This is a genomic window from Streptomyces sp. NPDC052043, assembly GCF_044548235.1.
Taxonomy (GTDB): Bacteria; Actinomycetota; Actinomycetes; order Streptomycetales; family Streptomycetaceae; genus Streptomyces.
In genome coordinates, this window is the sequence record NZ_JBIUBT010000003.1 from 406,014 (window position 1) to 431,019 (window position 25,006).

The 25,006-nt window shown below is 72.7% G+C and carries 27 protein-coding genes; 13 read left to right on the forward strand and 14 right to left on the reverse strand.

The features are described from left to right. Positions 1–81 precede the first annotated feature (81 nt). Complete coding sequence (locus ACIHCX_RS09690; protein WP_400028259.1) at positions 82–843, reverse strand: IclR family transcriptional regulator; 762 nt, start codon at positions 841–843, stop codon at positions 82–84. Positions 844–912: 69 nt separating this feature from the next. Here ACIHCX_RS09690 and ACIHCX_RS09695 point away from each other — a divergent pair, with 69 nt between their 5' ends. From ACIHCX_RS09695 to dmpG, 3 genes are read left to right on the forward strand one after another with little or no spacing between them, the layout of a single operon-like run. After that, positions 913–1,734, forward strand: coding sequence for a 2-keto-4-pentenoate hydratase (locus tag ACIHCX_RS09695; protein WP_400028261.1), 822 nt, complete (start codon positions 913–915; stop codon positions 1,732–1,734). Further along, positions 1,731–2,675, forward strand: coding sequence for an acetaldehyde dehydrogenase (acetylating) (locus ACIHCX_RS09700; protein ID WP_400028264.1), 945 nt, complete (start codon positions 1,731–1,733; stop codon positions 2,673–2,675). Before ACIHCX_RS09695 ends, ACIHCX_RS09700 begins: the two co-directional genes overlap by 4 nt. Beyond that, positions 2,675–3,700: a 4-hydroxy-2-oxovalerate aldolase gene (gene dmpG, locus ACIHCX_RS09705; RefSeq protein WP_400028266.1), complete on the forward strand. Its 1,026-nt coding sequence runs from the start codon at positions 2,675–2,677 to the stop codon at positions 3,698–3,700. The genes ACIHCX_RS09700 and dmpG overlap by 1 nt, the downstream gene beginning before the upstream one ends. Positions 3,701–3,717: 17 nt before the next feature. Here dmpG and ACIHCX_RS09710 read toward each other — a convergent pair whose 3' ends face one another. Further along, positions 3,718–4,368 (reverse strand): TetR/AcrR family transcriptional regulator, encoded by a 651-nt coding sequence (locus tag ACIHCX_RS09710; protein ID WP_400028268.1) that lies wholly within the window; start codon positions 4,366–4,368, stop codon positions 3,718–3,720. 192 nt (positions 4,369–4,560) lie between these two features. Here ACIHCX_RS09710 and ACIHCX_RS09715 point away from each other — a divergent pair, with 192 nt between their 5' ends. The 5 genes from ACIHCX_RS09715 to ACIHCX_RS09735 all read left to right on the forward strand — a co-directional run bounded on the left by ACIHCX_RS09715 (position 4,561) and on the right by ACIHCX_RS09735 (position 9,704). Next, entirely contained in the window at positions 4,561–6,105 is a 1,545-nt protein-coding gene (locus ACIHCX_RS09715) for a bifunctional 3-(3-hydroxy-phenyl)propionate/3-hydroxycinnamic acid hydroxylase (protein WP_400028270.1), read from the forward strand. 91 nt (positions 6,106–6,196) lie between these two features. Next, positions 6,197–7,129 (forward strand): VOC family protein, encoded by a 933-nt coding sequence (locus tag ACIHCX_RS09720; RefSeq protein WP_400028272.1) that lies wholly within the window; start codon positions 6,197–6,199, stop codon positions 7,127–7,129. Further along, positions 7,129–7,974 carry an alpha/beta fold hydrolase gene (locus tag ACIHCX_RS09725; protein WP_400028274.1) on the forward strand — a complete coding sequence of 282 codons (846 nt, stop codon included), beginning with the start codon at positions 7,129–7,131 and terminating at the stop codon, positions 7,972–7,974. The genes ACIHCX_RS09720 and ACIHCX_RS09725 overlap by 1 nt, the downstream gene beginning before the upstream one ends. Positions 7,975–8,115: 141 nt before the next feature. Next, on the forward strand, positions 8,116–8,889 hold the full coding sequence (locus ACIHCX_RS09730; RefSeq protein ID WP_400028276.1) for a GNAT family N-acetyltransferase: 774 nt from the start codon (positions 8,116–8,118) through the stop codon (positions 8,887–8,889). Then, positions 8,889–9,704: a lysophospholipid acyltransferase family protein gene (locus ACIHCX_RS09735; RefSeq protein WP_400028278.1), complete on the forward strand. Its 816-nt coding sequence runs from the start codon at positions 8,889–8,891 to the stop codon at positions 9,702–9,704. Before ACIHCX_RS09730 ends, ACIHCX_RS09735 begins: the two co-directional genes overlap by 1 nt. 23 nt (positions 9,705–9,727) lie before the next feature. On the opposite strand, the gene ACIHCX_RS09740 is transcribed toward ACIHCX_RS09735, so the two are convergent. Together ACIHCX_RS09740 and ACIHCX_RS09745 are read right to left on the reverse strand one after the other, a co-directional pair. Then, on the reverse strand, positions 9,728–12,079 hold the full coding sequence (locus ACIHCX_RS09740) for an ATP-binding cassette domain-containing protein (RefSeq protein ID WP_400028280.1): 2,352 nt from the start codon (positions 12,077–12,079) through the stop codon (positions 9,728–9,730). Positions 12,080–12,130: 51 nt separating this feature from the next. Continuing rightward, positions 12,131–12,496, reverse strand: coding sequence for a signal peptidase I (locus ACIHCX_RS09745; RefSeq protein WP_400028282.1), 366 nt, complete (start codon positions 12,494–12,496; stop codon positions 12,131–12,133). Positions 12,497–12,611: 115 nt separating this feature from the next. Here ACIHCX_RS09745 and ACIHCX_RS09750 point away from each other — a divergent pair, with 115 nt between their 5' ends. Continuing rightward, the gene (locus ACIHCX_RS09750) at positions 12,612–13,568 is read left to right on the forward strand and encodes a DUF5996 family protein (RefSeq protein WP_400028284.1); all 957 of its coding nucleotides are present in this window, start codon (positions 12,612–12,614) and stop codon (positions 13,566–13,568) included. 41 nt (positions 13,569–13,609) lie between these two features. Here the strand turns inward: ACIHCX_RS09750 and ACIHCX_RS09755 are convergent, their stop codons facing one another. Together ACIHCX_RS09755 and ACIHCX_RS09760 are read right to left on the reverse strand one after the other, a co-directional pair. Beyond that, positions 13,610–14,209 carry a DinB family protein gene (locus ACIHCX_RS09755; RefSeq protein ID WP_400028286.1) on the reverse strand — a complete coding sequence of 200 codons (600 nt, stop codon included), beginning with the start codon at positions 14,207–14,209 and terminating at the stop codon, positions 13,610–13,612. Positions 14,210–14,273: 64 nt separating this feature from the next. Then, complete coding sequence (locus ACIHCX_RS09760) at positions 14,274–15,152, reverse strand: universal stress protein (protein ID WP_400028288.1); 879 nt, start codon at positions 15,150–15,152, stop codon at positions 14,274–14,276. Between the two features lie 407 nt (positions 15,153–15,559). Here ACIHCX_RS09760 and ACIHCX_RS09765 point away from each other — a divergent pair, with 407 nt between their 5' ends. Further along, positions 15,560–15,853 (forward strand): hypothetical protein, encoded by a 294-nt coding sequence (locus ACIHCX_RS09765; RefSeq protein WP_400028291.1) that lies wholly within the window; start codon positions 15,560–15,562, stop codon positions 15,851–15,853. Positions 15,854–15,923: 70 nt separating this feature from the next. Here ACIHCX_RS09765 and ACIHCX_RS09770 read toward each other — a convergent pair whose 3' ends face one another. Further along, positions 15,924–16,157, reverse strand: coding sequence for a hypothetical protein (locus ACIHCX_RS09770; protein ID WP_400028293.1), 234 nt, complete (start codon positions 16,155–16,157; stop codon positions 15,924–15,926). Positions 16,158–16,264: 107 nt separating this feature from the next. On the opposite strand from ACIHCX_RS09770, the gene ACIHCX_RS09775 reads away from it, so the two are divergent. Next, positions 16,265–16,756: a hypothetical protein gene (locus ACIHCX_RS09775; RefSeq protein ID WP_400028295.1), complete on the forward strand. Its 492-nt coding sequence runs from the start codon at positions 16,265–16,267 to the stop codon at positions 16,754–16,756. Positions 16,757–16,780: 24 nt separating this feature from the next. On the opposite strand, the gene ACIHCX_RS09780 is transcribed toward ACIHCX_RS09775, so the two are convergent. Further along, on the reverse strand, positions 16,781–16,996 hold the full coding sequence (locus tag ACIHCX_RS09780; RefSeq protein WP_400028297.1) for a dodecin: 216 nt from the start codon (positions 16,994–16,996) through the stop codon (positions 16,781–16,783). A 256-nt stretch (positions 16,997–17,252) separates the two neighbouring features. On the opposite strand from ACIHCX_RS09780, the gene ACIHCX_RS09785 reads away from it, so the two are divergent. After that, on the forward strand, positions 17,253–18,497 hold the full coding sequence (locus ACIHCX_RS09785; protein WP_400028299.1) for an extracellular solute-binding protein: 1,245 nt from the start codon (positions 17,253–17,255) through the stop codon (positions 18,495–18,497). A 22-nt stretch (positions 18,498–18,519) separates the two neighbouring features. On the opposite strand, the gene egtD is transcribed toward ACIHCX_RS09785, so the two are convergent. The 6 genes from egtD to ACIHCX_RS09815 form a co-directional block, all read right to left on the reverse strand. Then, positions 18,520–19,482 (reverse strand): L-histidine N(alpha)-methyltransferase, encoded by a 963-nt coding sequence (egtD, locus tag ACIHCX_RS09790; RefSeq protein ID WP_400028301.1) that lies wholly within the window; start codon positions 19,480–19,482, stop codon positions 18,520–18,522. Further along, entirely contained in the window at positions 19,479–20,270 is a 792-nt protein-coding gene (egtC, locus tag ACIHCX_RS09795; protein WP_400028303.1) for an ergothioneine biosynthesis protein EgtC, read from the reverse strand. The genes egtD and egtC overlap by 4 nt, the downstream gene beginning before the upstream one ends. Continuing rightward, positions 20,270–21,586, reverse strand: coding sequence for an ergothioneine biosynthesis protein EgtB (gene egtB / locus ACIHCX_RS09800; RefSeq protein ID WP_400028305.1), 1,317 nt, complete (start codon positions 21,584–21,586; stop codon positions 20,270–20,272). Before egtB ends, egtC begins: the two co-directional genes overlap by 1 nt. Further along, positions 21,583–22,932: an ergothioneine biosynthesis glutamate--cysteine ligase EgtA gene (gene egtA / locus ACIHCX_RS09805; protein WP_400028307.1), complete on the reverse strand. Its 1,350-nt coding sequence runs from the start codon at positions 22,930–22,932 to the stop codon at positions 21,583–21,585. Before egtA ends, egtB begins: the two co-directional genes overlap by 4 nt. Positions 22,933–23,226: 294 nt before the next feature. After that, positions 23,227–23,673 carry a type II toxin-antitoxin system PemK/MazF family toxin gene (locus ACIHCX_RS09810; protein WP_400028310.1) on the reverse strand — a complete coding sequence of 149 codons (447 nt, stop codon included), beginning with the start codon at positions 23,671–23,673 and terminating at the stop codon, positions 23,227–23,229. Positions 23,674–23,791: 118 nt separating this feature from the next. Continuing rightward, a complete protein-coding gene (locus ACIHCX_RS09815; RefSeq protein ID WP_400028312.1) occupies positions 23,792–24,175 on the reverse strand; it encodes a cupin domain-containing protein in 384 nt (127 codons plus the stop codon). A 127-nt stretch (positions 24,176–24,302) separates the two neighbouring features. On the opposite strand from ACIHCX_RS09815, the gene ACIHCX_RS09820 reads away from it, so the two are divergent. Continuing rightward, positions 24,303–24,995, forward strand: a complete 693-nt coding sequence (locus ACIHCX_RS09820; RefSeq protein ID WP_400028314.1) for a helix-turn-helix transcriptional regulator — start codon at positions 24,303–24,305, stop codon at positions 24,993–24,995. Positions 24,996–25,006: the final 11 nt, after the last annotated feature.

The following is a 25,006-nucleotide window of genomic DNA, read 5'->3' on the forward strand; positions in this document are numbered from 1 at the left end:
CAGGGAACGTTCGCCAGGGGGCGGACGGGCGGGGCCGGGGTGGTGCTCATCCTCGGTCCCGTCTCGCTTTTCCGCGGCGGTTCAGCGCAGGAGGTCGCGCCGGGTCAGCGTGCTGCCCAGCGCCGCCGCGGCGGCGCGTACCGCCGTCGTGTGCCCCTCGGGACGGAACCGGCTGGTGGGACCGGCCACACTGATCGCGGCGATCGGCTCGTCCCGGCGCCCCAGCACGGGCGCGGCGACGCACACCAGCCCCACCGCCGACTCCTCCCGCTCGAACGCGACACCCGTCTCGGTCACGCTCTGCAACTGGCGGCGGAGGATGCCCGGGGCCACCACGGTGTGCGGCGTGCGCCGCTCCAAAGGACCGGTCAGCACGGCACGCCGCAGATCGGCGTCCGCGTGCGCGAGCAGCGCCTTGCCGATCGCGGTGCAGTGCAGCGGCATCCGGCCGCCGGTGCGGGAGGGCACCCTGGCCTGTCGGTGTCCGCCGATCTTGGCGACGTACACGACGTCATGGCCCTCGCGCAGCCCGAGGTGCACGGTCTCGTGGGTGCGTTCGTACAGATCCTGGAGGAACGGCATCGCCACCTCCAGCAGGCTGCGCTCCAGCGAGGCGAGCATGCCCAGCTCGAACAGGCCGCCGCTGAGCCGGTAGCCGTCGTCGGCGCGTTCCAGCAGCCGGTTGGCGACCAGTTCGCCGGACAGCCGGTGCACCGTCGCCTTGTGCAGGCCGGTGCGACGCACCAGTTCGGCCAGGCCCACCGCCTGGTCGTCGGGCCGGAAGGCCCGCAGAATCGTCACCGCCTTGCCGAGCACCGTGTTGAGGTCCGCCGTCTCCGACATGCCTGCCAGCGTATCGCTGAGCGAGACGAAGTGCTGGCTCGGCGTCCGGCCCGACCGCACAGTGAGGGCGTGAACGAAAGCAACCGGCTCGCCACCGCGAGCCCCTCCGACATAGCGGCCGCGGCCGAGCGGATCGCCGGAGCCCTGGCCTCCGGCGTACCGTGCCCGCCCGTGCGCGATCTGATCGGCCGGGAGGACCTGGCCGCCGCCTACGCCGTGCAGGCCGCGCTCACGGAGCGCCGGCTCGCCGCCGGCGCGTCGGTCGTCGGGCGCAAGATCGGCCTGACCTCGCAGGCCGTGCAGCAGCAGCTCGGCGTCGACCAGCCCGACTTCGGAGTCCTCTTCGACGACATGGCGTACGCCGACGGCGACACCATCCCGTTCGGGCAGGTCCTCCAGCCGAGGGCCGAGGCGGAGATCGCGTTCGTGCTGGGCGCCGATCTGGCCGAGGGGCCGCTCTCCCGCACGCAGGTCCGTGAGGCGATCGACCACGGCGTGGCCGCCCTCGAGATCTGCGGCAGCCGGATCGCCGGGTGGGACATCAGCTTCGGCGACACCGTCGCCGACAACGCCTCCTCGGGGGCGTACGTCCTCGGGACCGAGCGGCTGCGCCTGGACGAGTTCGAGCCGGCCGACGTCGCGATGTCCATGGCGATCAAGGGCGTCGAGGTCTCCACCGGGTCCGGCGCGGCCTGTCTCGGCGATCCGGTCGAGGCGGTCGTGTGGCTGGCCCGTACCCTCCGGGACCTCGGCGCGCCGCTGCGCGCCGGGGAGGTCGTCCTCTCCGGCGCCCTGGGTCCGATGCGCCCGGTCGCCCCCGGTGACACCGTCACCGCCACCCTGTCCGGCCTCGGCGCCGTGACGGTCCGCTTCGACGAGGGAGCCGCATGAGCAGGACGAAGGTCGCGATCATCGGGTCGGGAAACATCGGCACCGACCTGATGATCAAGGTGCTGCGCGGGGCACGGCACCTGGAGATGGGCGCCATGGTCGGCATCGACCCCGCGTCGGACGGCCTGGCCCGCGCCGCCCGGCTCCGCGTCCCAACCACCCACGAGGGCGTGGACGGGCTGATCGCGCTGCCCGGCTTCGACGAGATCGAGATCGTCTTCGACGCGACCTCGGCCAAGGCCCACGAGGCGAACGCCGCCAAGCTGCTTCCGCTCGGCAAGCGGCTGATCGACCTGACGCCGGCGGCGATCGGGCCGTACGTCGTGCCGGCCGTCAATCTGGGCGAGCACCTCGACGCGCCCGACGTCAACATGGTCACCTGCGGCGGCCAGGCCACCATTCCCGTGGTCGCCGCGGTCGGCCGCGTGGTGCCGGTCGAGTACGCCGAGATCGTCGCGTCGATCGCGTCGAAGTCGGCGGGCCCGGGCACCCGCGCCAACATCGACGAGTTCACCGAGACCACCTCGGCCGCCATCGAGCGGGTCGGCGGGGCACGCCGCGGCAAGGCGATCATCGTCCTCAACCCGGCCGAGCCGCCGCTGATGATGCGGGACACGGTCTTCTGCCTGGTCGCGGCGCCGGACCCGGCGACCCACGAGGAGATCCGGCGGTCGGTCGAGAAGATGGTCGCCGACGTCGCCGCCTACGTCCCCGGCTACCGCCTCAAGCAGCAGGTGCAGATCACCGCGCTGCCCGCCGACCAGCCGGTCGGGACGCTGCTGCCCGAGGGCGCCGCCCGGCCCACCCATCAGGTGTCGGTCTTCCTCGAGGTCGAGGGCGCCGCGCACTACCTCCCGGCCTACGCCGGCAATCTCGACATCATGACCTCCGCCGGCCTCCAGGTCGCGGAGCGCATCGCGGAACGGAAGGCGGGCCACTGATGGGCACCCCGATCTTCGTCCAGGACGTGACCCTGCGCGACGGCATGCACGCCGTACGGCACCGGATCACCCCCGAGGACGTGAAGCGCGTCGTCACGGCGCTGGACCGGGCGGGCGTCGACGCGATCGAGGTCGCGCACGGCGACGGACTCGCGGGCGGGTCGGTCACCTACGGACCCGGGTCGCACACCGACTGGGAGTGGATCGAGGCGGCGGCCTCCGTGCTGGAGCGTGCCCGCCTCACCACGCTGCTGCTCCCGGGCGTCGGCACCATCCACGAGCTGAAGCACGCGTACGACCTCGGCGTCCGCTCCGTCCGGGTCGCCACGCACTGCACCGAGGCCGACATCGCCGCCCAGCACATCGCCGCGGCGCGCGAACTCGGCATGGACGTCTCCGGTTTCCTGATGCTCTCCCACATGGCCCCGCCCGGGGAACTGGCCCGGCAGGCGAAGCTGATGGAGTCCTACGGCGCGCACTGCGTCTACGTCACCGACTCCGGCGGCAGGCTCACGATGAACGACGTGGCCGCGCGGGTGCGGGCCTACCGCGACGTCCTGGACGCCGGGACCGAGATCGGCATCCACGCCCACGAGAACCTCTCGCTGTCGGTCGCCAACTCGGTGGTGGCCGTCGAGAACGGCGTGCGCCGCGTCGACGCCTCGCTCGCCGGGCACGGCGCGGGCGCGGGCAACTGCCCTCTGGAGGCGTTCGTCGCGGTCGCGAACATCTCGGACTTCGAGCACGGCTGCGACCTGTTCCGGCTCCAGGACGCCGCCGACGACATCGTCCGCCCGCTCCAGGACCGCGCGGTGCGCGTCGACCGGGAGACGCTCACCCTCGGGTACGCGGGTGTCTACTCGTCGTTCCTGCGGCACGCGGAGGCCGCCGCCGCGCGCTACGACGTCGACGTCCGCGACATCCTGATGGAGTGCGGCCGCCGTCGTCTGGTGGGCGGCCAGGAGGACATGATCGTCGACATCGCGCTCACGATCGTCGCCGAACGCGGGAAGCAGCCGGCCTGACCACGGGGCCGGCCGCCTCAGCGAGGGGCGAGGAGCGCCTCGCCGAGCGCCACCGCGGCGTCGGCGAGTTCCTCCATGAACTGCGAGACCGGCTTGCCGTCGGCCGACTGGAAGGAGACGAACGCGCCGTCGAACCCGGCCATGCAGAAGTGGGCGAGGGCGTCGGCGACCGTGTCGGCGGCGGCGTCGCCCTCGCCGGCGAACGCGGAGTGGATCATGTGCCGCATATAGGCGCGGCCCTCGTCCCGGACGGCCTGCACGGTGCGCAGGGCCTCCGGCGCCTCGGCCGCCTCATGGCTCATCACCAGCACCAGGAGCAGCCGGAGGAACTCCTCCCGGTTCTCGATGACTTCACCGGTCCTGCGCAGGTACCAGCGCATGCGCTCGCCCGGCGTGCCGCCCTGCGGCGGGTCGCGGTGGGCGTCGCGCATCGCGGCGAAGAAGCCCTGCGCGCCCTGCACCATGACCGCCGAGAGGAGGCCGGCCTTGGACTCGAAGTGGTGGTAGAAGGCGCTCTTGGGCAGGCCCGTCTCCTTGACGAGCGTCGACATCGACGTGCCGGCGTAGCCGCGCACGGACATCACGCGGGCGGCCGCGTCGAGGATCTCCTGCCGTGATCTGCGGCCGCGACGGTTGCTGGTGTGCGCTTTCGGCGCGGGCGTTTCCACTCGTCGCAGTCTAGGCGGGTGCCGGGGCACGGTGATCCGCCCCCCGTTCCCGGGTGTTGATCCATTATCACGTGATCTTGAAGCGGGTATTGACATACCGCGGACATGGCTTGTTAACCTCCCCACAAATGGACCGACCGATCGGTCCAAAACTTCCGCACGAGACTGCGGATGGGACAACGGAGTCTGCGCATGACCCACAGTTACGACGCGGATGTCGCGATCGTCGGATACGGGCCGACCGGCGTGGTCGCCGCCCTCACCCTCGCCCGGTACGGCGTCCGCGCCGTCGTCTTCGAACGGGACAAGGACCTCTACCCCCGGGCCCGTGCGGTGACCGTCAACGACTGGACGATGCGGATCTTCCAGGACCTCGGCATCGACGAGCGCGTCGAGAAGAAGATCGACCCGCAGCGGGCCCTGCGCTGGATGACCTACGACGGCACGGAGATCATGCGGATCGAGCACCCGCCGTCGACACTGGGCCGCACACCGCGCTTCTACAACATCTACCAGCCCACGATGGAGACCGAACTGCGCGCCGCCGCCGAGGAGTACGGCGACCGCATCACCGTCCACTACGGCGCCGAGGTCACCGGCGTCGACCAGGACGACCACGGGGTCACCCTCACCGCGACGGACACCGCGACCGGCGCGATCCGCACCGTCCGCGCCCGCTACGCCATCGGCGCCGACGGCGGCAGCAGCGCGACCCGGGGCCGGGTGGGCTGTCAACTGCTCGGTGACACCCACCACGTCACCTGGGTGGTCATCGACTGCCGCGTCAAGCGCTGGTGGCCCGACCGCGACTTCCTGACCTTCTGGTCCGACAAGGAGCGCCCGGTCGTCGACATCGCCCTGTCCGCGGGCAACCACCGCTGGGAGATCCCGCTCAAACCCGACGAGTCCCCGGAGGACTACCCGACCAGCACCGAGGTGTGGCCGCTGCTCGAGGCGCTCGGCGTGACCGAGGACGACGTCGAGATCCACCAGCACGCCTTCTACCGGCACCACGTGCGGATGACCGACACCTGGCGCCGGGGCCGGGTCTTCCTGGCCGGCGACGCGGCCCACCTGATGCCGCCGTGGGCGGGCGCCGGGATGCAGACCGGTATGCGCGACGCCCACAACCTGGGCTGGAAGCTCGCCGGCGTGGTCAAGGGCGAGCTGCCCGAGAGCTGGCTGGACACCTACGAGGCGGAGCGGCGCCCCAACGCCGAGTTCTACACCGCCCTCGCGGTCGGTCTCGGACGGGTCATCAAGCGGGAGGCCTCCGAGGAGGAGCAGGCTGCCATGACCGCGGTGCCTCAGAACACGGTGACGCCCTACGAGCCGCCGCTGACCGCCCCGCCGGTGCTGGAGGGCGGATGGCTGAGGGGCCCGCTGGGCGACGCCAGCATCGTCGGCCGGATGGTGCCGCAGCCCATCGCCGGCGACACCGTCGGCCGGATGGCACGGCTGGACGACCTCCTCGGCCGCGGTTTCGTCCTGCTCGGCGACGACGTCGACCCCGCGACCCTGCTGACGCCCGAGGAGAAGGCGGCCTGGGACGCACTCGGCGCCCGCTACGTCGCCGTGCGGCCCAAGACGTCCTACACGCGCGGCCCGGACGAACTGGTCGACCTCGACGAGGTCCTGCTGCCGTGGCTGCGCCGCTACGGGGCCCGCGCCGTGGCCCTGCGCCCCGACAGGTTCGTGGCCGCGGCCGACACCGGCGGCCTCGCCGTCCCCGCCTGAGACCGGCCGCACCGGAACCACCGGCCTGAGCATCCAGAGCACCCAGAGCGCTCTGAGCACCCTGAGCACCCTGAGAACAAGGAGAACGGACATGTCCGGAGTCAAGGAACTCGGATACGTCGTCTACGAGGTCACCAGCCTCGCCGACTGGGAGCACTTCGGCGTCGACCTGCTGGGCATGCAGTACGGCGAGAGGACGGACGACGGCTTCACCCTGCGCACCGACGAGAAGGCCCACCGCTGGGTCGTCACCGAGGGCCCCGCCGACGACCTGGTCGCCACGGGCTACGAGGTCTCGGACGCGGCCGCGCTCGACGCGCTCGTCGCCAGGCTGCGCGCGGCCGGGATCGAGACGACCGAGGGCGACGACGCCCTCGCCGCCGCCCGCAAGGTGGAACGGATCTTCGTCACCACCGACCCGATGGGCAACCGCGTCGAACTGGTCACCGGCCTCGCCGACGCCACCACGCCGTTCGCGTCCGCGAAACTGCTCGGCGGTTTCGTGACCGGCGCCGGCGGCGCGGGCCACCAGGTCCTCCTGGCGCACGGCGTCACGCGCGAGACCTACCTCGGCTTCTACATCGACCTGCTCGGCTTCAAGGTCAGCGACATCATCGTCGAGGAACTGGCCCCGGGCGTCGTCGCCGACCTGATCTTCCTGCACTGCAACGGCCGCCACCACACCGTCGCCTTCGGCGACCTGCCCTCGCCGAAGCGCACCCACCACTTCATGGTCGAGGTCACCGACATCCGCGACGTCGGCCTCGCCTACGACCGCTGCATGGACGCCAAGCAGCCGTTCGAGATGACGCTCGGCATGCACCCCAACGACCAGATGTTCAGCTTCTACGTCTTCACCCCCTCGGGCTTCAGCATCGAGTACGGCTGGGGCGGGCTGATCATCGACGACGAGACCTGGGAGGTGAAGACGCTCGACAAGCTGCACAGCTGGGGCCACCGTCCCCCGGGCGTCGTCGCCGACCTGCTCGCCGCCGCACCCACGCCGCACGGAGAGGCCCACTGATGACCCTCGACCCGCACGCCATCGCGCGCACCGTCCAGACCGCCGACTGGAAGCTCCGCTACTACGAGGCGGGCTCCGGCCACCCGGTCGTCCTGCTGCACGGCAGCGGGCCCGGCGCGACCGGCTGGAGCAACTTCGCCGGCAACATCGAGGCACTGGCCGAGCACTTCCACGTGTACGCCGTCGACATGCCCGGCTGGGGCGAGTCGTCCGCGGCGACCGTCGACCAGCTCGACCACGTGGCGGCGGCGATCCAGTTCCTGGACGCCCTCGGCATCGAGAAGGCCGCCTTCGTCGGCAACTCGATGGGCGGCCAGACCTCGCTGCGCCTGGCCACGGAACACCCCGACCGCATCTCGCACCTGGTCACCATGGGTCCGCCGGTCGGCCGGACGCCCACCCTCTTCGGCCCCGGCGGTGGCCCCTCCGAAGGCCTCAAGGTGCTGATCGAGGCCTACCACGACGCGAGCCCGGAGAACATGCGCCGCCTCGTCGAGATCATGGTCTACGACAAGGCCCGGTTCGCCACCCCCGAACTGTGCCAGGCGCGGTCGGACGCCGCACTCGCCCGCCCCGACCACCTGCGCAACTACGTGGACGGCCTGCCCAAGGGCGCACCGCTGCCGAAGTGGGTCGAGCCCGAACTGCTGCCGGGGATCCAGGTACCGACCCTGCTCGTCCACGGCCGTGACGACCGCGTCGTCTCCTACGAGACCTCGCTGTACCTGCTGGCGAACATCCCGAACAGCCGGCTGGTGGTGCTCAACCACTGCGGCCACTGGGCGATGATCGAGCACGCGGACGAGTTCAACCGGCTGGTCGTAGACTTCGTCGCGAACAACTGATCCGGCGCATCCCCGCCGCCCCACCCGTTCAACAACCGCACATCCGCTCTCCTGGCACAGGTCACGCGCGCGCCAACAGCCGTCGGAAGAACTGGGGATGTCCCCGACGTCGCCGCACCGGCCCGTGACCAGGAGAGAACCATGACCGGCGTCTCCACGCTCGAAAGCCCCCCGCAGCCCGCGCCCCCCGCCCGCTACACCGTCGCCCTCGCCCGTGACGAGGCCGACGTACGAGCCGCGCAGCGATTGCGCCACGACGTCTTCGCCGGGGAGATGGGCGCCCTGCTGTCCACCCCGCAGCCGGGGTACGACGTCGACCCCTTCGACGCCTACTGCGACCACCTGCTCGTGCGCGACACGTCGACCGGGCAGGTCGTCGGCACCTACCGGCTGCTGCCGCCGGAGCGGGCCGCGATCGCCGGACGGCTCTACGCGGAGAGCGAGTTCGACCTCACCGCGCTGGCCCCGATCCGTCCCGGCCTGGTCGAGGTGGGCCGCTCCTGCGTGCACCCCGACCACCGGGACGGCGCGGTGATCGGACTGATCTGGGCCGGTCTTGCCCGCTACATGGTGGACCGCGGCCACGAGTGGCTGGCGGGCTGCTGCTCGATACCGCTGGCCGACGGCGGCGCCCTCGCCTCCGCCACCTGGGAGCGGGTACGCGACAAGCACCTGGCACCGGAGGAGCACCGGGTGGACCCGCTGCTGCCGTGGATCCCGCGGGCCGACCTCCCGGCCGCCCCCCGCACCGAACTGCCCGCCCTGCTGCGCGGCTACCTCCGGCTCGGCGCGCAGGTCTGCGGCGCGCCCGCGCACGACCCCGACTTCGGGGTCGCCGACCTCTACGTCCTGCTGTCGATGCGCCGGGTCAGCCCGCGCTACCTGCGGCACTTCCTCTCCCTCGTACCGGCCTGATGAGCGTCTGGCTGCCCAGCGCGCCCTGCACCCCGGGGGCGTGTGTGGAGGAGGGCCGGGGCTCCGCGGCGGCCGTACCGCGCGCGGTGCTGCGGCTGACGCTGGTCGCGACCCTCGTACTCGCCGGGGCCCTGCTGTCACCCCTCGGCAGGAGGATTCCCGCCGGCTGGGTCCGGCGCTGGTGCCGGGCGGTCGTCAGGGCCGCGGGCGTCCGGGTCCGCATCACCGGCGCCGCCCCGCCCACCGGCGGCCTCCTGCTGGTCGCCAACCACATCTCCTGGCTGGACATCCCGCTGCTGGCCGCGGTCCGACCGGCCCGGATGCTCGCCAAGACGGAGATCCGCCGCTGGCCGGTGGCCGGCGCGCTCGCCGCGCGCGGCGGCGCCCTGTTCCTCGAACGGGACCGTCTGCGCGCCCTGCCCGCGACGGTGGCGCACATCGCCGGGGAACTGCGCGCGGGCGCCGCGGTCGCCGCCTTCCCCGAAGGCAGCACCTGGTGCGGCCGTGCCCAGGGCGACTTCCACCGCGCCGTCTTCCAGGCCGCCCTCGACGCCGGGGTGCCCGTCCAGCCGGTCCGCATCCGCTACCTGCGGCTCATTGGGGGAGGCACCAGCACGGCCCCGGCGTTCGTCGGCGACGACTCCCTGCTCGCGTCCCTGTGGCGGGTGGCCACGGCACGCGGCCTGGTCGCCGAGGTCGAGATACGTCCCACCATCGCCCCGGGCACCCACCCCGACCGCCGCACCCTGGCGCGCGCGGCCCAGCAGGACCGGGCACCCGAGCCCTGCTGGACGCACGCGGCGCTGGTCGCGTAGGAGTCGCGGCCGCACCAGGTTCCTCACCGGGGGCGCTGAGAGTTCCCGCTCAGCGCCCGCGCCAGATAAGGCCCCGTGGCACTCCCCTCCGCCCGCGCCACTTCCGTCGGTGGCCCCGCCGCCACGATCCGGCCGCCCGCGTCGCCACCGCCCGGACCGAGGTCGACGACCCAGTCGGCGTCGGCCACGACGGACATGTCGTGCTCGACGACGATCACGGTGTGCCCGGCGTCGACCAGTCCGTGCAACTGCCGCATCAGCACCTCGACGTCGGCCGGGTGCAGGCCGGTCGTCGGCTCGTCGAGGAGGTAGAGGGTGTGGCCGCGGCGGCCGCGCTGCAGCTCGCTGGCGAGCTTGATGCGCTGGGCCTCCCCGCCGGACAGCTCGGTGGCGGGCTGCCCGAGGCGCAGATAGCCGAGGCCGACGTCGAGCAGGGTGCCGAGACTGCGGGCCACGGCCGGGGTGTCGGCGAAGAACTCCGCCGCGCTCTCCACCGTGAGGTCCAGCACCTGACCGATGTTTTGCCCGCGGTACGTCACGTGCAGCGTCTCGGGGTTGTAGCGGGCTCCGCCGCAGTCCGGGCAGGGAGCGTACGTGCTCGGCAGGAACAGCAGCTCCACACTGACGAACCCCTCGCCCTGGCAGGTCTCGCACCGACCCCCCGCCACGTTGAAGGAGAACCGCCCGACCCCGTAACCGCGCGCCCGCGCCTCGTCGGTGTCCGCGAACACCTTCCGTACCACGTCGAACAGCCCGGTGTAGGTGGCCAGGTTGGAGCGCGGAGTGCGCCCGATCGGCTTCTGGTCGACGCGGACCAGCCGCCCGACACCGGCCTGTTCCTCCGTGATCTCGCCGATGAGCGTGGACTTCCCCGACCCGGACACCCCGGTGACCGCGGTGAACGCGCCGAGCGGGAACTCGGCCGTCACCGAGCGCAGGTTGTGCCGGGTGACCGGACCCACCTTCAACTGCCCGCGCGCACACCGCACTTCCCGCACCGGCCCGGGGGAGCCGTCGAACAGGAACCGGGCCGTCGCCGACTCCGCGACCTCCGCCAGTTCGGCGACCGGCCCGCTGTGCAGCACCCGCCCGCCGTGCTCCCCGGCCCGCGGTCCGACGTCGACGACCCAGTCGGCACCGCGCACCACGTCGAGGTGGTGCTCCACCACGAACACGGAGTTGCCCGCCGCCTTCAGCCGTTGCAGGACCGTGAGCAGGGCCTCGGTGTCCGCCGGGTGCAGCCCCGCCGACGGCTCGTCGAGCACGTACACCACCCCGAACAGCCCCGACCGCAGCTGTGTGGCCAGCCGCAGCCGCTGCAACTCGCCCGCCGACAGCGTGGGCGCCGCCCGGTCGAGGCTGAGATAGCCCAGGCCCAGTTCGACCACGGGCGCGATACGGGACTTCAGGTCCGCGGTGAGCACCCGCGCCACCTCGGAGGTGCCCCGCAGGTGCTCCGCGAGCCCGGTCAGCGGCAGCGCGGCCAGTTCGGCGATGGTGCGCCCCGCGAAGGTCACGGCCAGCGCCTCGGGCCGCAGCCTGCTGCCACCGCAGGCCGGGCAGGGGGCGGCGGTGAGGAAACGCTCGGCCTTGGCCCGCAGGGCAGCGCTCTTCGAATCGGCGAACGTCTTCATCACATACCGCCGGGCACTCATGTACGTACCCTGGTAGGGCCGTTGGATCCGCTCGGCGTCCCGCACCGGGTGCACGGTCACCACCGGCTGCTCGTCCGTGAACAGGATCCACTCCCGCTGTTCGGCGGGCAGCTCACGCCACGGCCGGTCCACGTCGTACCCCAGCGCGTCGAGGATGTCCCTCAGGTTCTTGCCCTGCCAGGCGCCCGGCCAGGCGGCGATCGCGCCCTCGCGGATCGACAGCGAGGCGTCGGGCACGAGCAGCGCCTCGTCCGTCCGGTGCATCTGCCCCAGACCGTGGCACCGAGGGCAGGCCCCGGCCGCCGTGTTCGGCGAGAACGCATCCGAGTCCAGCCGCTCGGCCCCCGGCGGGTAGTCACCGGCCCGGGAGAACAGCATCCGCAGCGAGTTCGACAGGTTGGTGACGGTGCCCACGGAGGACCGCGACGTCGGCGCCGCCCGCCGCTGCTCCAGCGACACGGCCGGCGGCAGCCCGGAGATCTCCCCGACCTTCGGCGCCCCCACCTGGTGGATCAACCGCCGCGCGTAGGGCGCCACGGACTCGAAGTACCGCCGCTGGGCCTCCGCGTAGATCGTCCCGAACGCCAGCGACGACTTCCCCGACCCCGACACTCCCGTGAACACCACCAGCGCGTCCCGCGGCACATCGACGTCCACCCCCTGGAGGTTGTGCTCACGAGCACCACGGACACGGACGTACGGGTCGTGCGGGCTGTGCATGGGGAGGGCTCCGTGGGGGAGTGCGAGCAGGAAGGGGTAAACCACGCAATTCTACGAGTGCGCCGCGTAGCCGGGCACGGACGGCCACCGCACGGTCAGCACCACCGACTCCTCCTCCGCGTACCACGAGTGGTCGACTCCGCGCCCCCACACCACGTAGTCGCCCTGTTCCTCCAGAAGGACGCTCCGGCCCGGGAGTTCCACCCGGAAGCGGCCACTGATGAGCACCAGCAGAGCGGTGCGCTCCTCACCCTCCACCCACCGCAACCGCTCCTCACCACGGGGATGGACCCCCCACTTGATCTCCACGTCCGCGCTGTGACGCGGATCGCCGACATCCTTGAAGTGCCCGAGAATCCACCCCCGGTCCAGCGCCGCGTCCTTGCCCGCGTTCCCCACGTACACACCGCCACTCACGCGGCCGGACGTTAGCAGGCGGGATGCGGGTCGGCGTACGACAATGGTGGGGAGCAGTGCGGTGTTGCCGGTGTTTCCCGCGCGAACCGCTGATCGACAGGCTGGGAGGCTCGTCGTGAGCGCACCCCTCCACGCGTGGCCGGTGCTGGTCCACGAGGACCTGGCTCCGATGGTCGCCTACGTGAACCGGTTGGTACAGATCGCGGGTAAGTACACCCTGGACGAGCCGTTCGAAGTCGGCTGGGGAAACATCGTCCTCGAGGTCACCCCCCGTGGGCTCAGGACGCCGACGCTTCGGCAACAGGACGTGACCTTCACCGTGCATCACCGTCTGCTCGACGCCGACGTGGTCATCGAGACCGACAGGGGCTCGCGGACGCTGCCCATGTCCGACGGGTCACTCGCCTCGTTCTACACGTCGTTCTGCGGCGCGGCGGGAGAGCTCGGTCTGCGCGGGCCGCGCACGTCGCTGATCTGCGAGATTCCCGGCGCCCCGCCGAACTTCGGAGACGATCAGGTCGAACGCCACTGGGATCACCGCGCGGCGCGGCTGATGTGGACAGCGCTGAATCTCGCCGCCGACGGACTCGAGGAGTGGCAGGCGCCCTACCTGGGGCACCGTCCGCGGGTCGGGGTGATGTGGGGCGGCTTCGACCTGTCCGCCACGCGCTACCGTGCGCAGCCCACTGTGCCACCGGCCCACGGTCCGGCCTTTCAGCAGAACGCCCAGACCGAGGCGTATGTCTCGGTCGGGTTCTCCTTCGGCAGTACCGGGGCGCAGGACCTGGGTATGTACGCCTACATCTGGCCCCAGCCGGACGGTCTGGAGGACCGGTCGTGGGGTGTCGACGGCGCGGCCTGGCATCCCGACGCGGGTCTGGTCCTTCTGCCGTGGGACGCGCTCAGGGAGACCGCCGACCCGCACCACGCCATCGTGGCGTTCGGTGACGCCGTCTACGACACCGCCGTCGCAACGGCAGGCTGGCCGTCCGACCTCGTCGGGGCCCGCTGCGACGGTTGGTACATGAGCAGGGTGCCGCCCGCCCTGGCCCGCACCCGGTACCACCACTGACAGAGGCGAGCGGCAAGCCAGGGAGCAGGCCCAGCCCTGTATCAGGCCTCGCCCGCCTCCCGTGCGACGCGCTCCAGCCGGCGTCGGTGGTTCTCCCACCAGGCGCGGTCGCCCGTGGGGAGGCTGTCGGAGGCCTTCGACAGGCCTGCGGTCCCGTCGATGAGTTCCCGGACGATGTCGGCGTGGCCGGCGTGCCGCTGGGTGTCGGCGATCACGCGGACCAGGATGTGGTGCAGGGTCACCTCTCGCCGCTCCTCGGGCCACCACGGGACGTGACCGGTCGCATCGAGCGGCAGCCGCGCTATCGTCCCGTCCGCGTGCTCCCAGGCCTGCCGGTAGAGCCCGACGATCTCCTCGCGGGACTCGTCCGCGGTGGCCCACATGTCCGCGTTGGGCTCGGCGTCCTCCGTGTACCACCAGGCCGGCCGCTCCTCCTTGAAGAACGGCCGTCCGAACGTATCGCCGAAGTAGCCGAGTTCCACGCCGGCGACGTGCTTGACCAGTCCCAACAGGTTGGTGCCGGTGGGGGTCAGGGGACGCCGGACGTCGTATTCGCCGAGCCCTTCGAGCTTCCACAGCAGGGCGTCGCGAGCGTCTTGCAGATAGCGGAGAAGGTTCGCCTTCGGGTCTGCTTCGATCATGCCGGGCAGTCTTCCACCCACCACTGACAGTCGGGCCCGACCACCGGGCCCGTCCGTCTCCCGCTCACCCGCGGGTCGGAACGGCGATGACAGGGCAGCCGGCGTGGTGCAGCACGCCTTGGCTGACCGAGCCCAGCAGCATACCGGCGAAGCCTCCGCGGCCCCGGGTCCCCACCACCAGGCCCAGCGCGTGCGCCGAGGCGTCCGTGAGCACCTGCACGGGATGCCCGACGACCACGTCGTGGCGCAGCTCCACCTCGGGGAAACGGGCGCGGCGGCCCGCCACGATCTCGGAGAGCAGGCGGCGGCACTCCTGCTGCGGCTCGTGCTGGTCGAAGATCCTGAGCGGCCCCGGCTCCCATACGAACACCGCCCGCAGCTCGGCGCCGCGCAGGGCCGCCTCCTCGAACGCCACATCGACCGCGGCGGCGGAGTGTTCGCTGCCGTCGACACCGACGACGTAGTGCGCGGGGTCCTGGGGGCTGTGTTCCGGCTCGGGGACGACCACCAGGGGACAGCGCGCATGGGCCATGACCGGCAGGGCGACCGACGCGGAGCCGAACACCTCCTGCCTCCGGCTCGGATGCCCCGATCCCAGCACGAGGGCGGTGGCGTCGCGACTCTGCTCGCGCAGCACCCACACCGGGTCGCCCTCCGCCAGCAGGGTGTCCACCTCGAGCCGCGGGTGCCGGGCCGCGACGAAGGCCGCGGCCTCCTTGAGCACCTGCTGCCCGGCTCCGTGCAGCGCCTCGTTCCACTTCTCCCACGACGGCGGGACCGCCTGCGGCCGGTAGCCCCGGGTCGGTACGCCCTCGACGTGCACCGGACGCAACGGCAGTCCCCGGCGGGCGGCCTCGTCGGCCGCCCAGGACAGTGCCGCGCGACCGTCGGGATCAGGTCCGACGCCCACGACGACGGGTCGCCGGTCACCGGGCCGGGACATGGTCACCTCCGGCCGCCGATCCGTCCGGACGACGGAGCCCGGGGATCTCGCCGCCTGCCGCGACGGCCGGGTCGTTCCTCCGCACTGGTGCGGGAGCTGGCATCGCCCTCGCCTCCTCCCTGACCGACGGACCTGGCGGCCGACGGCGCCGGCGCCTCCTGCGGAAGTCGGAGGCGGCGCTCCTTCACCTCACCACCGTGTCCAGTGTCCATCGTGCGGTGCGATGCCCGCGCCCCGAAACCGGACGGCACGCCGGGCCGTGCGGGCCGGGCGGCCCGTGCGGGGCGCCACCCGTGGGGCCGACGGCCTGGGGTGAGGCCATGCGGCCCCATGACACGGGCGGCCTGGTGGGCGACTGTGGAAGGGCGCGGGGTCCGACCGCGGGAGAAGGAAGAAAGGGTGACGTCATGGCCTGGGCATCTTGGACCACCCCCGGGGTCTTCACCGGCCGGGGCGGCGTACGGACCGACGAGGCGGGGGTCGTCACCGGCGACCTGACCGTCCACACCACCTGGGACGGCAACGAGGCGGACGTGACGGTCGGGTACACCGGCACCTCCGAATGGTTCACCGTCACCGGAAGCCCCGTGCCCTGCCGTTCCGAGCGGCACAGCCGGGAACTGCACCAGGCCGTGGTGGCCGCCGTCGGCGCGGGTGGCGCGGCCACCGTCGGACAGACGCGGGTGCGGGAAACGACCTGAACCGTGGCGACCGTGCCCGGTGTTGTCCCGGCTGTCCCGGCTGTTCCGGCGCGGACCGTCCCCACGGCGCTCAGGCGCGCGTGTCGTCGGGCTCGGGACCCCAGTATTCGGGGCCGCCCCCGCGCCAGTCGATCAGCGGGGAGACCGAGACCTCCACGGGATCGACGTCCAGCCCCGCGCGGCGCAGGAACTCCGCGACGTCGGCGACGCTGTAGGCCAGCCCCAGGATCTCGCCGTTCACACGGACGCGCCGACCGCCCGTCGGGGAGGGCGGGTGCACGATCACGGGCAGTGCTCCGGGCATGTACCCAGCATCGGATGCGCTCGCGCGGCCCGCATCCGGACGGCGGTCGTGAGCGCCCCGGCCCGGCTCGGGGAGGGCCCCGTCGCGCGCCCGATTACGCTGGCGGAGTGACGGACAGCAACAGACGGCCGCTCGCCGTGTTCGACCTGGACAACACCCTCGCCGACACGGCGCACCGGCAGCGCTTCCTCCAGCGCCGCCCCCGCGACTGGGACGCCTTCTTCGCCGCCGCGCCCGACGATCCGCCCCTCGGGCAGGGCGTGGAACTGGCCCGCGGGCACGCGGCGGAGTGCGAGGTCGTGTACCTCACCGGGCGGCCCGAGCGGTGCCGCCGGGACACCCTGGACTGGCTGGCCGCCCATGGGCTGCCCGAGGGCCGCGTGCACATGCGGCGCGACGGCGACCGCAGGCCGGCCCGCCGCACCAAGCTGGAGATCCTGCGGCGGCTCGCCCGCGACCGGGAGATCCGGGTCCTCGTGGACGACGACGAGCTGGTGTGCGTGGACGCCGAGCAGGCGGGGTTCCGCGTCCTGCGCGCCCGCTGGACGGCGCCGTCCGCCGAGTTGAGGACCGCGCAGGAGACCGAGGGACGTAGCTGAGCCGCAGGCTGGACTACGCGGGCGTCAGTCCCCGTCCTCGATCCGGAAGCCGACCTTCAGGCCGACCTGGTAGTGCTCGATCTGCCCGTCCTCGATCTGGCCCCTGACCTGGGTCACCTCGAACCAGTCCAGGTTGCGCAGGGTCCGCGAGGCGCGGGTGATGGCGTTGCGGATGGCCTGGTCGACGCCTTCGTGCGAGCTGCCGACGATCTCCGTGACCCGGTAGGTGTGGTCGGTCATGAGGGTGGCTCCTCTCGGCGGGCGGCGCCGGTGACGCGGGCACGGGGCGTCATGACCCCCGGGCGCACGTGTGGCGCGCGTCACTCCACCGTGCCGTAAGCGGAGGCGGGGCGCGAGACGAAGAAGTACGGCGAGCCGGACATCACTTGACCCGGGCATTGGTCCATACCAAAATCGCAGCCACACCCGCGCGAGCCCCTGCTCGTCCCCCCACGTCGGGCCCCTTCCCTGTGCGTCGGAAAGAACAGGACCCCTCGTGAGACCTCGCCTGCTCGCTCTGCTGTGTGCGTCCTCCCTCCTGGTCAGCGGCTGCGGTGTGCTGTCGGGCGGAGGAGGGCGGCACACCGTCACCGTGTGGATGATGAAGGGCAGCGCGTCCCAGGACTTCCTGGACCGCTTCACCGAGGACTTCGAACGCACCCACGGCGACCTGCGTCTCGACATCCGCATCCAGGAGTGGACCGGCATCGGTCCGAAGGTGCAGGCCGCGCTCGCGGATCGCGGCGAGCACGGCCCCGACGTCATCGAGGTCGGCAACACCCAGGTCTCGCAGTACGCCAAGGGCGGCCGGCTGACCAACCTGACGCTGGAGTCGATGCGGGACTGGGGCATGCGGGACTGGCTGCCCGGCCTGGCCGAACCGGGGCTGGACAACTCCTCCCAGTACGGCATCCCGTGGTACGCGGCCAACCGGGTCGTCATCTACCGCAAGGACCTGTTCGAGCAGGCGGGCGTCGCCACACCGCCCCGCACCCGGGCCGAGTGGCTCGCCGCGAGCAAGAAGCTCGACTCCGGTGGCAACCAGGGGATCTACCTCGCCGGGCAGGACTGGTACACGCTCTCCGGCTTCATCTGGGACGAGGGCGGCGACCTCGCCACGGAGACCGACAACGGCTGGGAGGGCTCCCTGGACAGCGATGCCGCGCTGCGCGGCATGGAGTTCTACCGGCAGCTCCAGTCGCTCGGCCGGGGCCCGGTCGACGCCGACGAGGAACACCCGCCGCAGGCGGAGGCGTTCGCCGAGGGGAAGGTGGCGCAGATCGTGGCGGTGCCCGGCCTCGCCCAGACCATCGTGGAGAAGAACCCCGCGCTCAAGGACAAGCTGGGCTTCTTCCCGGTGCCGGGCAAGACCGCCGGCCGGCCGGGCGCGGTGTTCACCGGCGGCTCCGACCTCGTCGTGCCCCGCAACACCACCGACCGGGACGGCGCCGTCGCCGTGGTCGCCGCCCTCACCTGTGCCAAGTGGGACACCGACCTGGCCCGCGCCATGAACTACGTTCCCAACAAGACGACTCTCGCCGCCGCCGTCGCGGGCGAGGAGGGGATGGCGGCCATGGCGGCGGGTGCCGCACACGGCCGAGCGACCCCCAACACGCCCGAGTGGGCCACGGTCGAGGCCGACAACCCGATCAAGGACTACATGACGAAGGTGCTCTCCGGCGGCGACCCGGCGACAGAGGCCCGCAAGGCCTCACGACGCATCACCGAACAACTCGCGTAGTCGTCGGCCCCGGTCGTCCCCGTTACCCTGCCACGCTCAGTGACAGTGCGAAGCGGTTCTCGGTGTCGGTCCACCAGTGCGTCAACTCGAGTTCCGCGGTGGCCAGTTCCGTGGTCACCCGGGTCCGGTGGAACTTCGCCGAGACCTCCGTGCGCAGCTCCTCGCCGGCCGCGAAGTGGACGGCGAGATCCAGCGCGGGCACCTTGACCGTCTGGGCGGTGCGCGAGCGCAGCCGCATCTCGATCCACTCGTTCGCCGCGTCCCACAGCGCCACATGGTCGAAGGCGTCCGGCTCGAAGTCGGCGCCCAGTTCGCGGTTGACCACGCTCAGGACGTTCTTGTTGAACGCGGCCGTCACCCCGGCCGTGTCGTCGTACGCCCTGACCAGCACGTCCTCGGCCTTGACAAGGTCGGTGCCGAGCAGCAGCGCGTCGCCGGGCGAGAGCAGGCCCCGTACGGCGGCCAGGAACGCGGCGCGCTCGCCGGGCAGCAGATTGCCGATCGTGCCGCCGAGGAACGCCAGCAGTCGTGGGCCCGGGGAGTGGGGCAGGGTGAGGCCGGCGGTGAAGTCGGCGATCAGCGCGTGCACGTTCAGCCCGGGCCGCTCGGCGACCAGGGCCCGCCCGGCCTGTTCCAGCGCGCTGTCGCTGACGTCCACGGGGACGTAGGTGTGCAGCCGGGGCAGCGCGTCGATGAGATGGCGCGTCTTCTCCGAGGAGCCGGAGCCCAGTTCGACCAGTGTGCGGGCGGGCAGCGCGGCGGCGATCTCGGCGGCGCGGCCGGCGAGGATCTCCCGCTCGGCACGCGTCGGGTAGTACTCGGGCAGTTCGGTGATCCGCTCGAACAGCTCGCTGCCGTGCGCGTCGTAGAACCACTTCGGCGGCAGCGTCTTGGGGTCGGAGGTCAGCCCGTTCAGGACGTCCGCGCGCAGGGCGGCGGCCATGGCGTCCTCGGGCAGGATGCGGGTGACATGGAACTCACTCACGTGCGGGGCTCCTCGGATCGTGCGGGTGCCAGGTCGTCGGTGGGGTCCTTGAGCGGGGTGAGCAGGACGTCCGTGCGGCTCGCCGCGAGCAGGGTGCGGTCGGGCACCTGACGCCAGTGCGGGTCGTCGTCGTAGGGTTCGGAGGCCACCACCGTGCGGCGGCCGGGCTCGGCCAGGTACCACAGGCTGTCGCCCCAGGCGGTCGCGGTGATCGTCTCGCCGTTGGTGAGCAGCAGGTTGAGCCGCGAGCCGGGGGCCGCCGCGGCGACCTCCAGGACGGTGTCGGCGAGCGCCTGACCCTCGTCGTCGCCGCCGCGGAGCCGGGCCAGCACCAGCGCCCACACGAGCGCCGAGTCGTTGCGGGCCTCCAGTGCCAGCAGGTCCCGCGGCGGCAGGGTCCGGGACACCGCGGCGAGCGAGTCCGGCCAGCCGGTGACGGCGCCGTTGTGGCTGAACAGCCAGGTGCCCGCGGCGAACGGCGCCGCCGCGGCCTCCGCGTCCGCGCCCGAGAGCGTCGCGTCCCGCACCGCGGCGAGCAGCGCCGAGGTGCGCACGACCCGGGCCAGGTCGGCGAACGACAGGTCGGCCCAGACGGGCCCGGCCCGGCGGTAGCGGGCCGGCACCGGGTCGCCCTCCGCGTACCAACCCACCCCGAAGCCGTCGGCGTTGACCGTCCCGTGCCGCTGGTGCCGGGGGGCCCACGCCTGCCGGTACAGGCTGTGCGCCGGTTCCACCAGGTACCGGCCGAGCGGCTCCTCGGGTCCCAGATACGCCAGGTGACGGCACATCAGAGGGCCTCCGAACGGGCCGTGCGGAACCCGGAGAAGATCTGCCGCCGGATCGGATAGTCCCAGTTGCGGAACGTGCCCCGGCAGGCCACCGGGTCCACCGCGAACGAACCGCCGCGCAGCACCTTGTACTCCGGCCCGAAGAACACCTCCGAGTACTCCTTGTACGGGAACGCGGCGAAGCCCGGGTAGGGGAGGAGGTCGCTCGCCGTCCACTCCCACACGTCCCCGATCAACTGCCGTACGCCGAGCGGCGACTCCCCGTCCGGGTAGCTGCCGGCCGGCGCCGGGCGCAGGTGCCGCTGACCGAGGTTGGCGTGCTCGGGCGTGGGGTCGGCGTCGCCCCACGGGTAGCGCGTCGAACGCCCGGTCACCGGATCGTGGCGCGCCGCCTTCTCCCACTCGGCCTCGGTGGGCAGCCGGCGCCCGGCCCAGCGGGCGTAGGCGTCGGCCTCGTACCAGCAGACATGCAGCACCGGCTCGTCGGGCGGTACGGCCTCGGTGACGCCGAACCTGCGGCGCCGCCACCGCCCGCCGTCACGCCGCCAGTACAGCGGCGCGTCGATGCCGTGCCGCCGTATGTGGGCCCAGCCGTCCGGTGCCCACCAACGGGGTTCGCCGTAGCCGCCGTCGGCGACGAACGCCTGATAGGCGGAGTTGGTCACCGGGGTGGTGTCGATCCAGAACGACGGGATCTCACGCACGTGCGCGGGCCGCTCGTTGTCCAGCGCCCAGGGCTCGGTGGAGGTGCCCATGGTGAACGGGCCGCCGGGGACGAGGACTTCGGGCGGCCCGGTGAACGGCGGCGCCGGCTCGGGGTCCGGTGCGGTCAGGGCCCGGGGGCCCCGTCGGAGCTGGTGGGTGATGAGCATGGTCTCGTCGTGCTGCTGCTCGTGCTGCGCGATCATGCCGAAGGCGAAGCCGGCCTCGGTCAGCCGGGTGCCGTGGAACGCGGTGGACTCCAGGACGTCCAGCACCCGCCCGCGTACCTCGGCCGCGTAGCCGCGGGCCTCGGCCGGGGCCATCAGCGGCAGCGAGGGGCGTTCGGCACGCGGGTGCTCGAAGGCGTCGTAGAGGGTGTCGATCTCGGGGCGCATCGCCTCCCGGCCGGCGACCGCCCGCAGCAGCCACAGCTCCTCCTGGTTGCCGATGTGGGCGAGGTCCCACACCAGCGGGGACATCAGCGGCGAGTGCTGGGCGGTGAGGTCCGGCTCCTCCACGCAGCTGGTCAGCAGCGTGGTGCGGTCACGGGCCGTGCTGAGTGAGCGCAGCGCCCGCTCGCGCAGCGCCTCGGGATCGAGGGCGGGATCGGTCATGGCGCGATGTCCTTCCCGTGGGCGCAGGGGATTCCCCGGCGCGAGCGAGGTCGGGACCCGGGGTGCTCCGAGCCGCGCAGCCGGTCCAGCAGGTCGTCGGCGGGACAGCGGCCCCGGCGGACGTAGCGGTCCTGGAAGGCCGCGACGGCGTCCATGACCTCGGTGGTGGCGCCGAGCCGGGGCAGGGCCTCCAGGGCGGCGGCGAAGCAGGCGACGGCCGCCTCGCGCAGATCGGGGTCGGCGAGCCCGGAGCGGGCCGCCTCGGTCCACAGCGGATTGTGCGGCGCGGGCAGTGGCCCGGACCGCTCGGCGAGGGGCTTCACCACCCGGTAGACGGTCTCCGCCGCCTGCGGGTCGTCGAAGAGCGCCGCGGTGACCGCCAGCGGCACGATCCATCCGCCGTCGCCGGGCTGCGCGTCGATCATGCGCAGTTCCAGGTGGCCCCGCGGCCGGACCGGCGGGAACAGCGTGGTGAGGTGGTAGTCGAGATCCTCCCGGGTCGGCGGCCTCGGCCGGCGCGAACGGATCCACCTGCGGAAGGTGAGCCCGTCGGGCACCTCCCACGGCCGGTCGTCGTGTCGTACGCACATCACCGGCGCGTCCAGCACGTGCCGGGCCCAGGCGGTGCGGGGACGGCCGTTCAGCGCGGGGGCGCCGGCCCGGCCCGGGCCGATCTCCATCCACATCAGCTGCCGGGTGGAGAGCCAGCCGCTCGGCCGCCGCGCCACCAGCGGGGAGTGGGCGAACGCGGCCACCAGCACCGCGCCCAGCTGGTGCGCCAGCCACCAGCGGCGCCCGTGGCCGAGCGGTCCGGGCTCCTCGTGGCCGGCGTCGACGCAGACCTGCACGGACGCCGAGGCGCACATCATGTGCCGGCCGGCCGGCCCACCGCGGTCCAGACAGGCCTCCAGGGCGTCGTAGCGCCGCTCGCGCAGGAATCTGCCGGGGGTGTGCCAGGGATCGTGGCCGACACCGACGAGACGGAGCCCGTCCTCGGCCAGTACGGCGCGGACGGTGTCGAGGTCGGCGGAGACGGTACCGATGCACTCCATCAGGGAGGCGGCGGGCGGCGAGCTCAACTCCAGCTGGCCGCCGGGTTCGACGGTGAACGCCGACCTCAGGGGCATGGTCCGCAGTGCGGCGTAGGCCGCTTCGAGACGTTCGGGTGGGACGGGGAGCCGCGGCGTACGCAGCTCGTGGACGAGCCATTCCACTTCGACCCCGAGGGTGCGGGGCGGTCCGGTCTTGAAGCAGATGCCGCTGACCAGAGCCTCGGCCTCGGCTTCGGAGACGGCGGCACGGGGGTCCACACCGCCGCCCGCCGAGGTGGCTTGCGCATCGGACATGTCGGGATCCTCCTGAGATTCCACCATGCCACCGGCCCGGCGGTCGGAGGGCAGGGCCGGGGTCGCACCGTCCCAGCCAAAACCCTCCGACCGATTCGCACAAGGGTGCAATTCGCGACAATCGTGGCGCCGAAATTCCGTGTCCGCGAGATGTCGGGCGGTCACCCGCACTGCCCGGGCCCGGCGCGTTGTGCCCGTGTCCGCTTCCTGTGCGGGCGTCCCGCGGTCACCCGGCCCCGTGCCCGGTGCTGCTCCGACCGGGTGATGCGCGCGCCGCATCACGCGGCCCTCGGGTCAGCTCCAGCCGTAGCGCTCCCGCAGGCGGTGCACCACGAGGCCGAACCGCATCCGGTCCAGCGCGCACGCCTCGCGGCGCATGCCGTCCTCGTACAGCCGCAGCACCCGGTCGACGTCCACCCACGAGTCCCGTCCCGACCGGTCCCAGGGGCCGCTGCCCAGGGGCACCCACTCGCGGTCGCCGTCGTGCGCCTTGCTGGACAGCTGTACGGCCAGGAGCGTCCCCGCGGACTCCCGCGCCACCACCAGCACCGGCCGGTCCTTGCCCCGGCCGTCGTTCTCCTCGAAGGGCACCCAGGTCCAGACGATCTCCCCGGGGTCGGGGGCGCCGTCGTGCGCGGGCGCGTACTCGGTGTGCACCCGGCCGACCTCGCGCGGGTCGGCCTCGGTGGTGGCGGTGGGGCCGTAACGGCCGGGCACGTTGTCATCGGTAAACGTAGTCACGGCAGAACCCTAGCCAGGGTCTGTCGCCGAACTCCCGTCTGCCGTACGGCGCCTGGCACGCGTGCACGCAGTACTCACGCGCTCACGCACGCATGCCGTGCGCGGGTCCCCGGGCGGCTCAGGAATCCTCGCCGCGGGGGCGGATCCGCATGCCCGGGCGGCGTCGGTGGACGGTGAAGTAGGTCAGGCCCTCCGGGCCGGCGGTGAGGCTGCGCGTGGAGCCGTGCGGCAGCCAGACCGCCGCGCCCTCCGTCAGCCGCCGCGGCTCGTCACCGGTGCCCGCCCCGAGCACACCGTCGCCCGCGACGACGAACAACAGGACGTCCAGGTCCGGTTCGCGGTGCGGGGCCACGGCCGTGCCGGGGGCCAGCCGTACGACGTTCGCGTCGAGCTGGCGTCCGGACTCCGCCAGCTTCCACAGCACGCCGCCCGGGACCGGCGGGGTGTCGGCCAGCGCCCGGGCGTCGCACAGGACGCGTGGTTCCGGCTCCGGCGATGTCATCGTGCACCCCTCATTCCCCCGGGAACGACCGCGTCCCCGGGCCCACGATTATTACATGTAGGATTCGTGAAAACCGTCTTCGGCGGACAGGGCCTCGGATGAGAAGGGGCGAAGGGAGCTGAGTGACGTGACCACTCCACGGGAGAGCCCCCGCCGGCGCGAGGTGCTGGACCTGCTGCGGGCCGCGGCCGAGCCGCTGGGGGTCGCCGAGGCGGCCGAGCGGATCGGGCTGCACCCGAACACCGTGCGCTTCCATCTGGACGCCCTGGTGGCCGAGGGCGTCGTCGTACGCCAGGTCGAGGAGCCCTCGGGGCCCGGCCGGCCCCGTACCGTCTACGCCCCCCGGCCAGGCATGGACCGCCGGGGCACGCGCGGCTACCGGCTTTTGGCGCAGATCCTGCTCGGGCAGCTGGCGTCCCAGGGCCCCGGGGCGCGGGAGGCCGCGACGGAGGCGGGCCGCGCCTGGGGCGGTTTCCTGGTCGATCCGCTGCCGCCCTCGGCGCCGCCCACGGCCGAGCGGTCGGCGGCCCGGCTCGTCGCCCTCCTGGACGACCTGGGCTTCGCCCCGGAGCCCGAGGGCGGCGGCGCCGGCAAGCCGCCGGAGCGGATCCGGCTGCGCCACTGCCCCTTCCTCGAACTGGCGGAAGGACACGGGGAGTTGGTGTGCCCGATCCATCTGGGTCTGATACAGGGTGCGCTGGCGGAGCTACGGGCGCCACTGGCCGCGACCGGCCTGGAACCGTTCGCCGAACCGGACTCCTGCCTGGCCCACCTGGCCACCCGGCCGGCAGGGACGCCCGCACCGGCGCGGGGTGGGTGACGTGCACGACG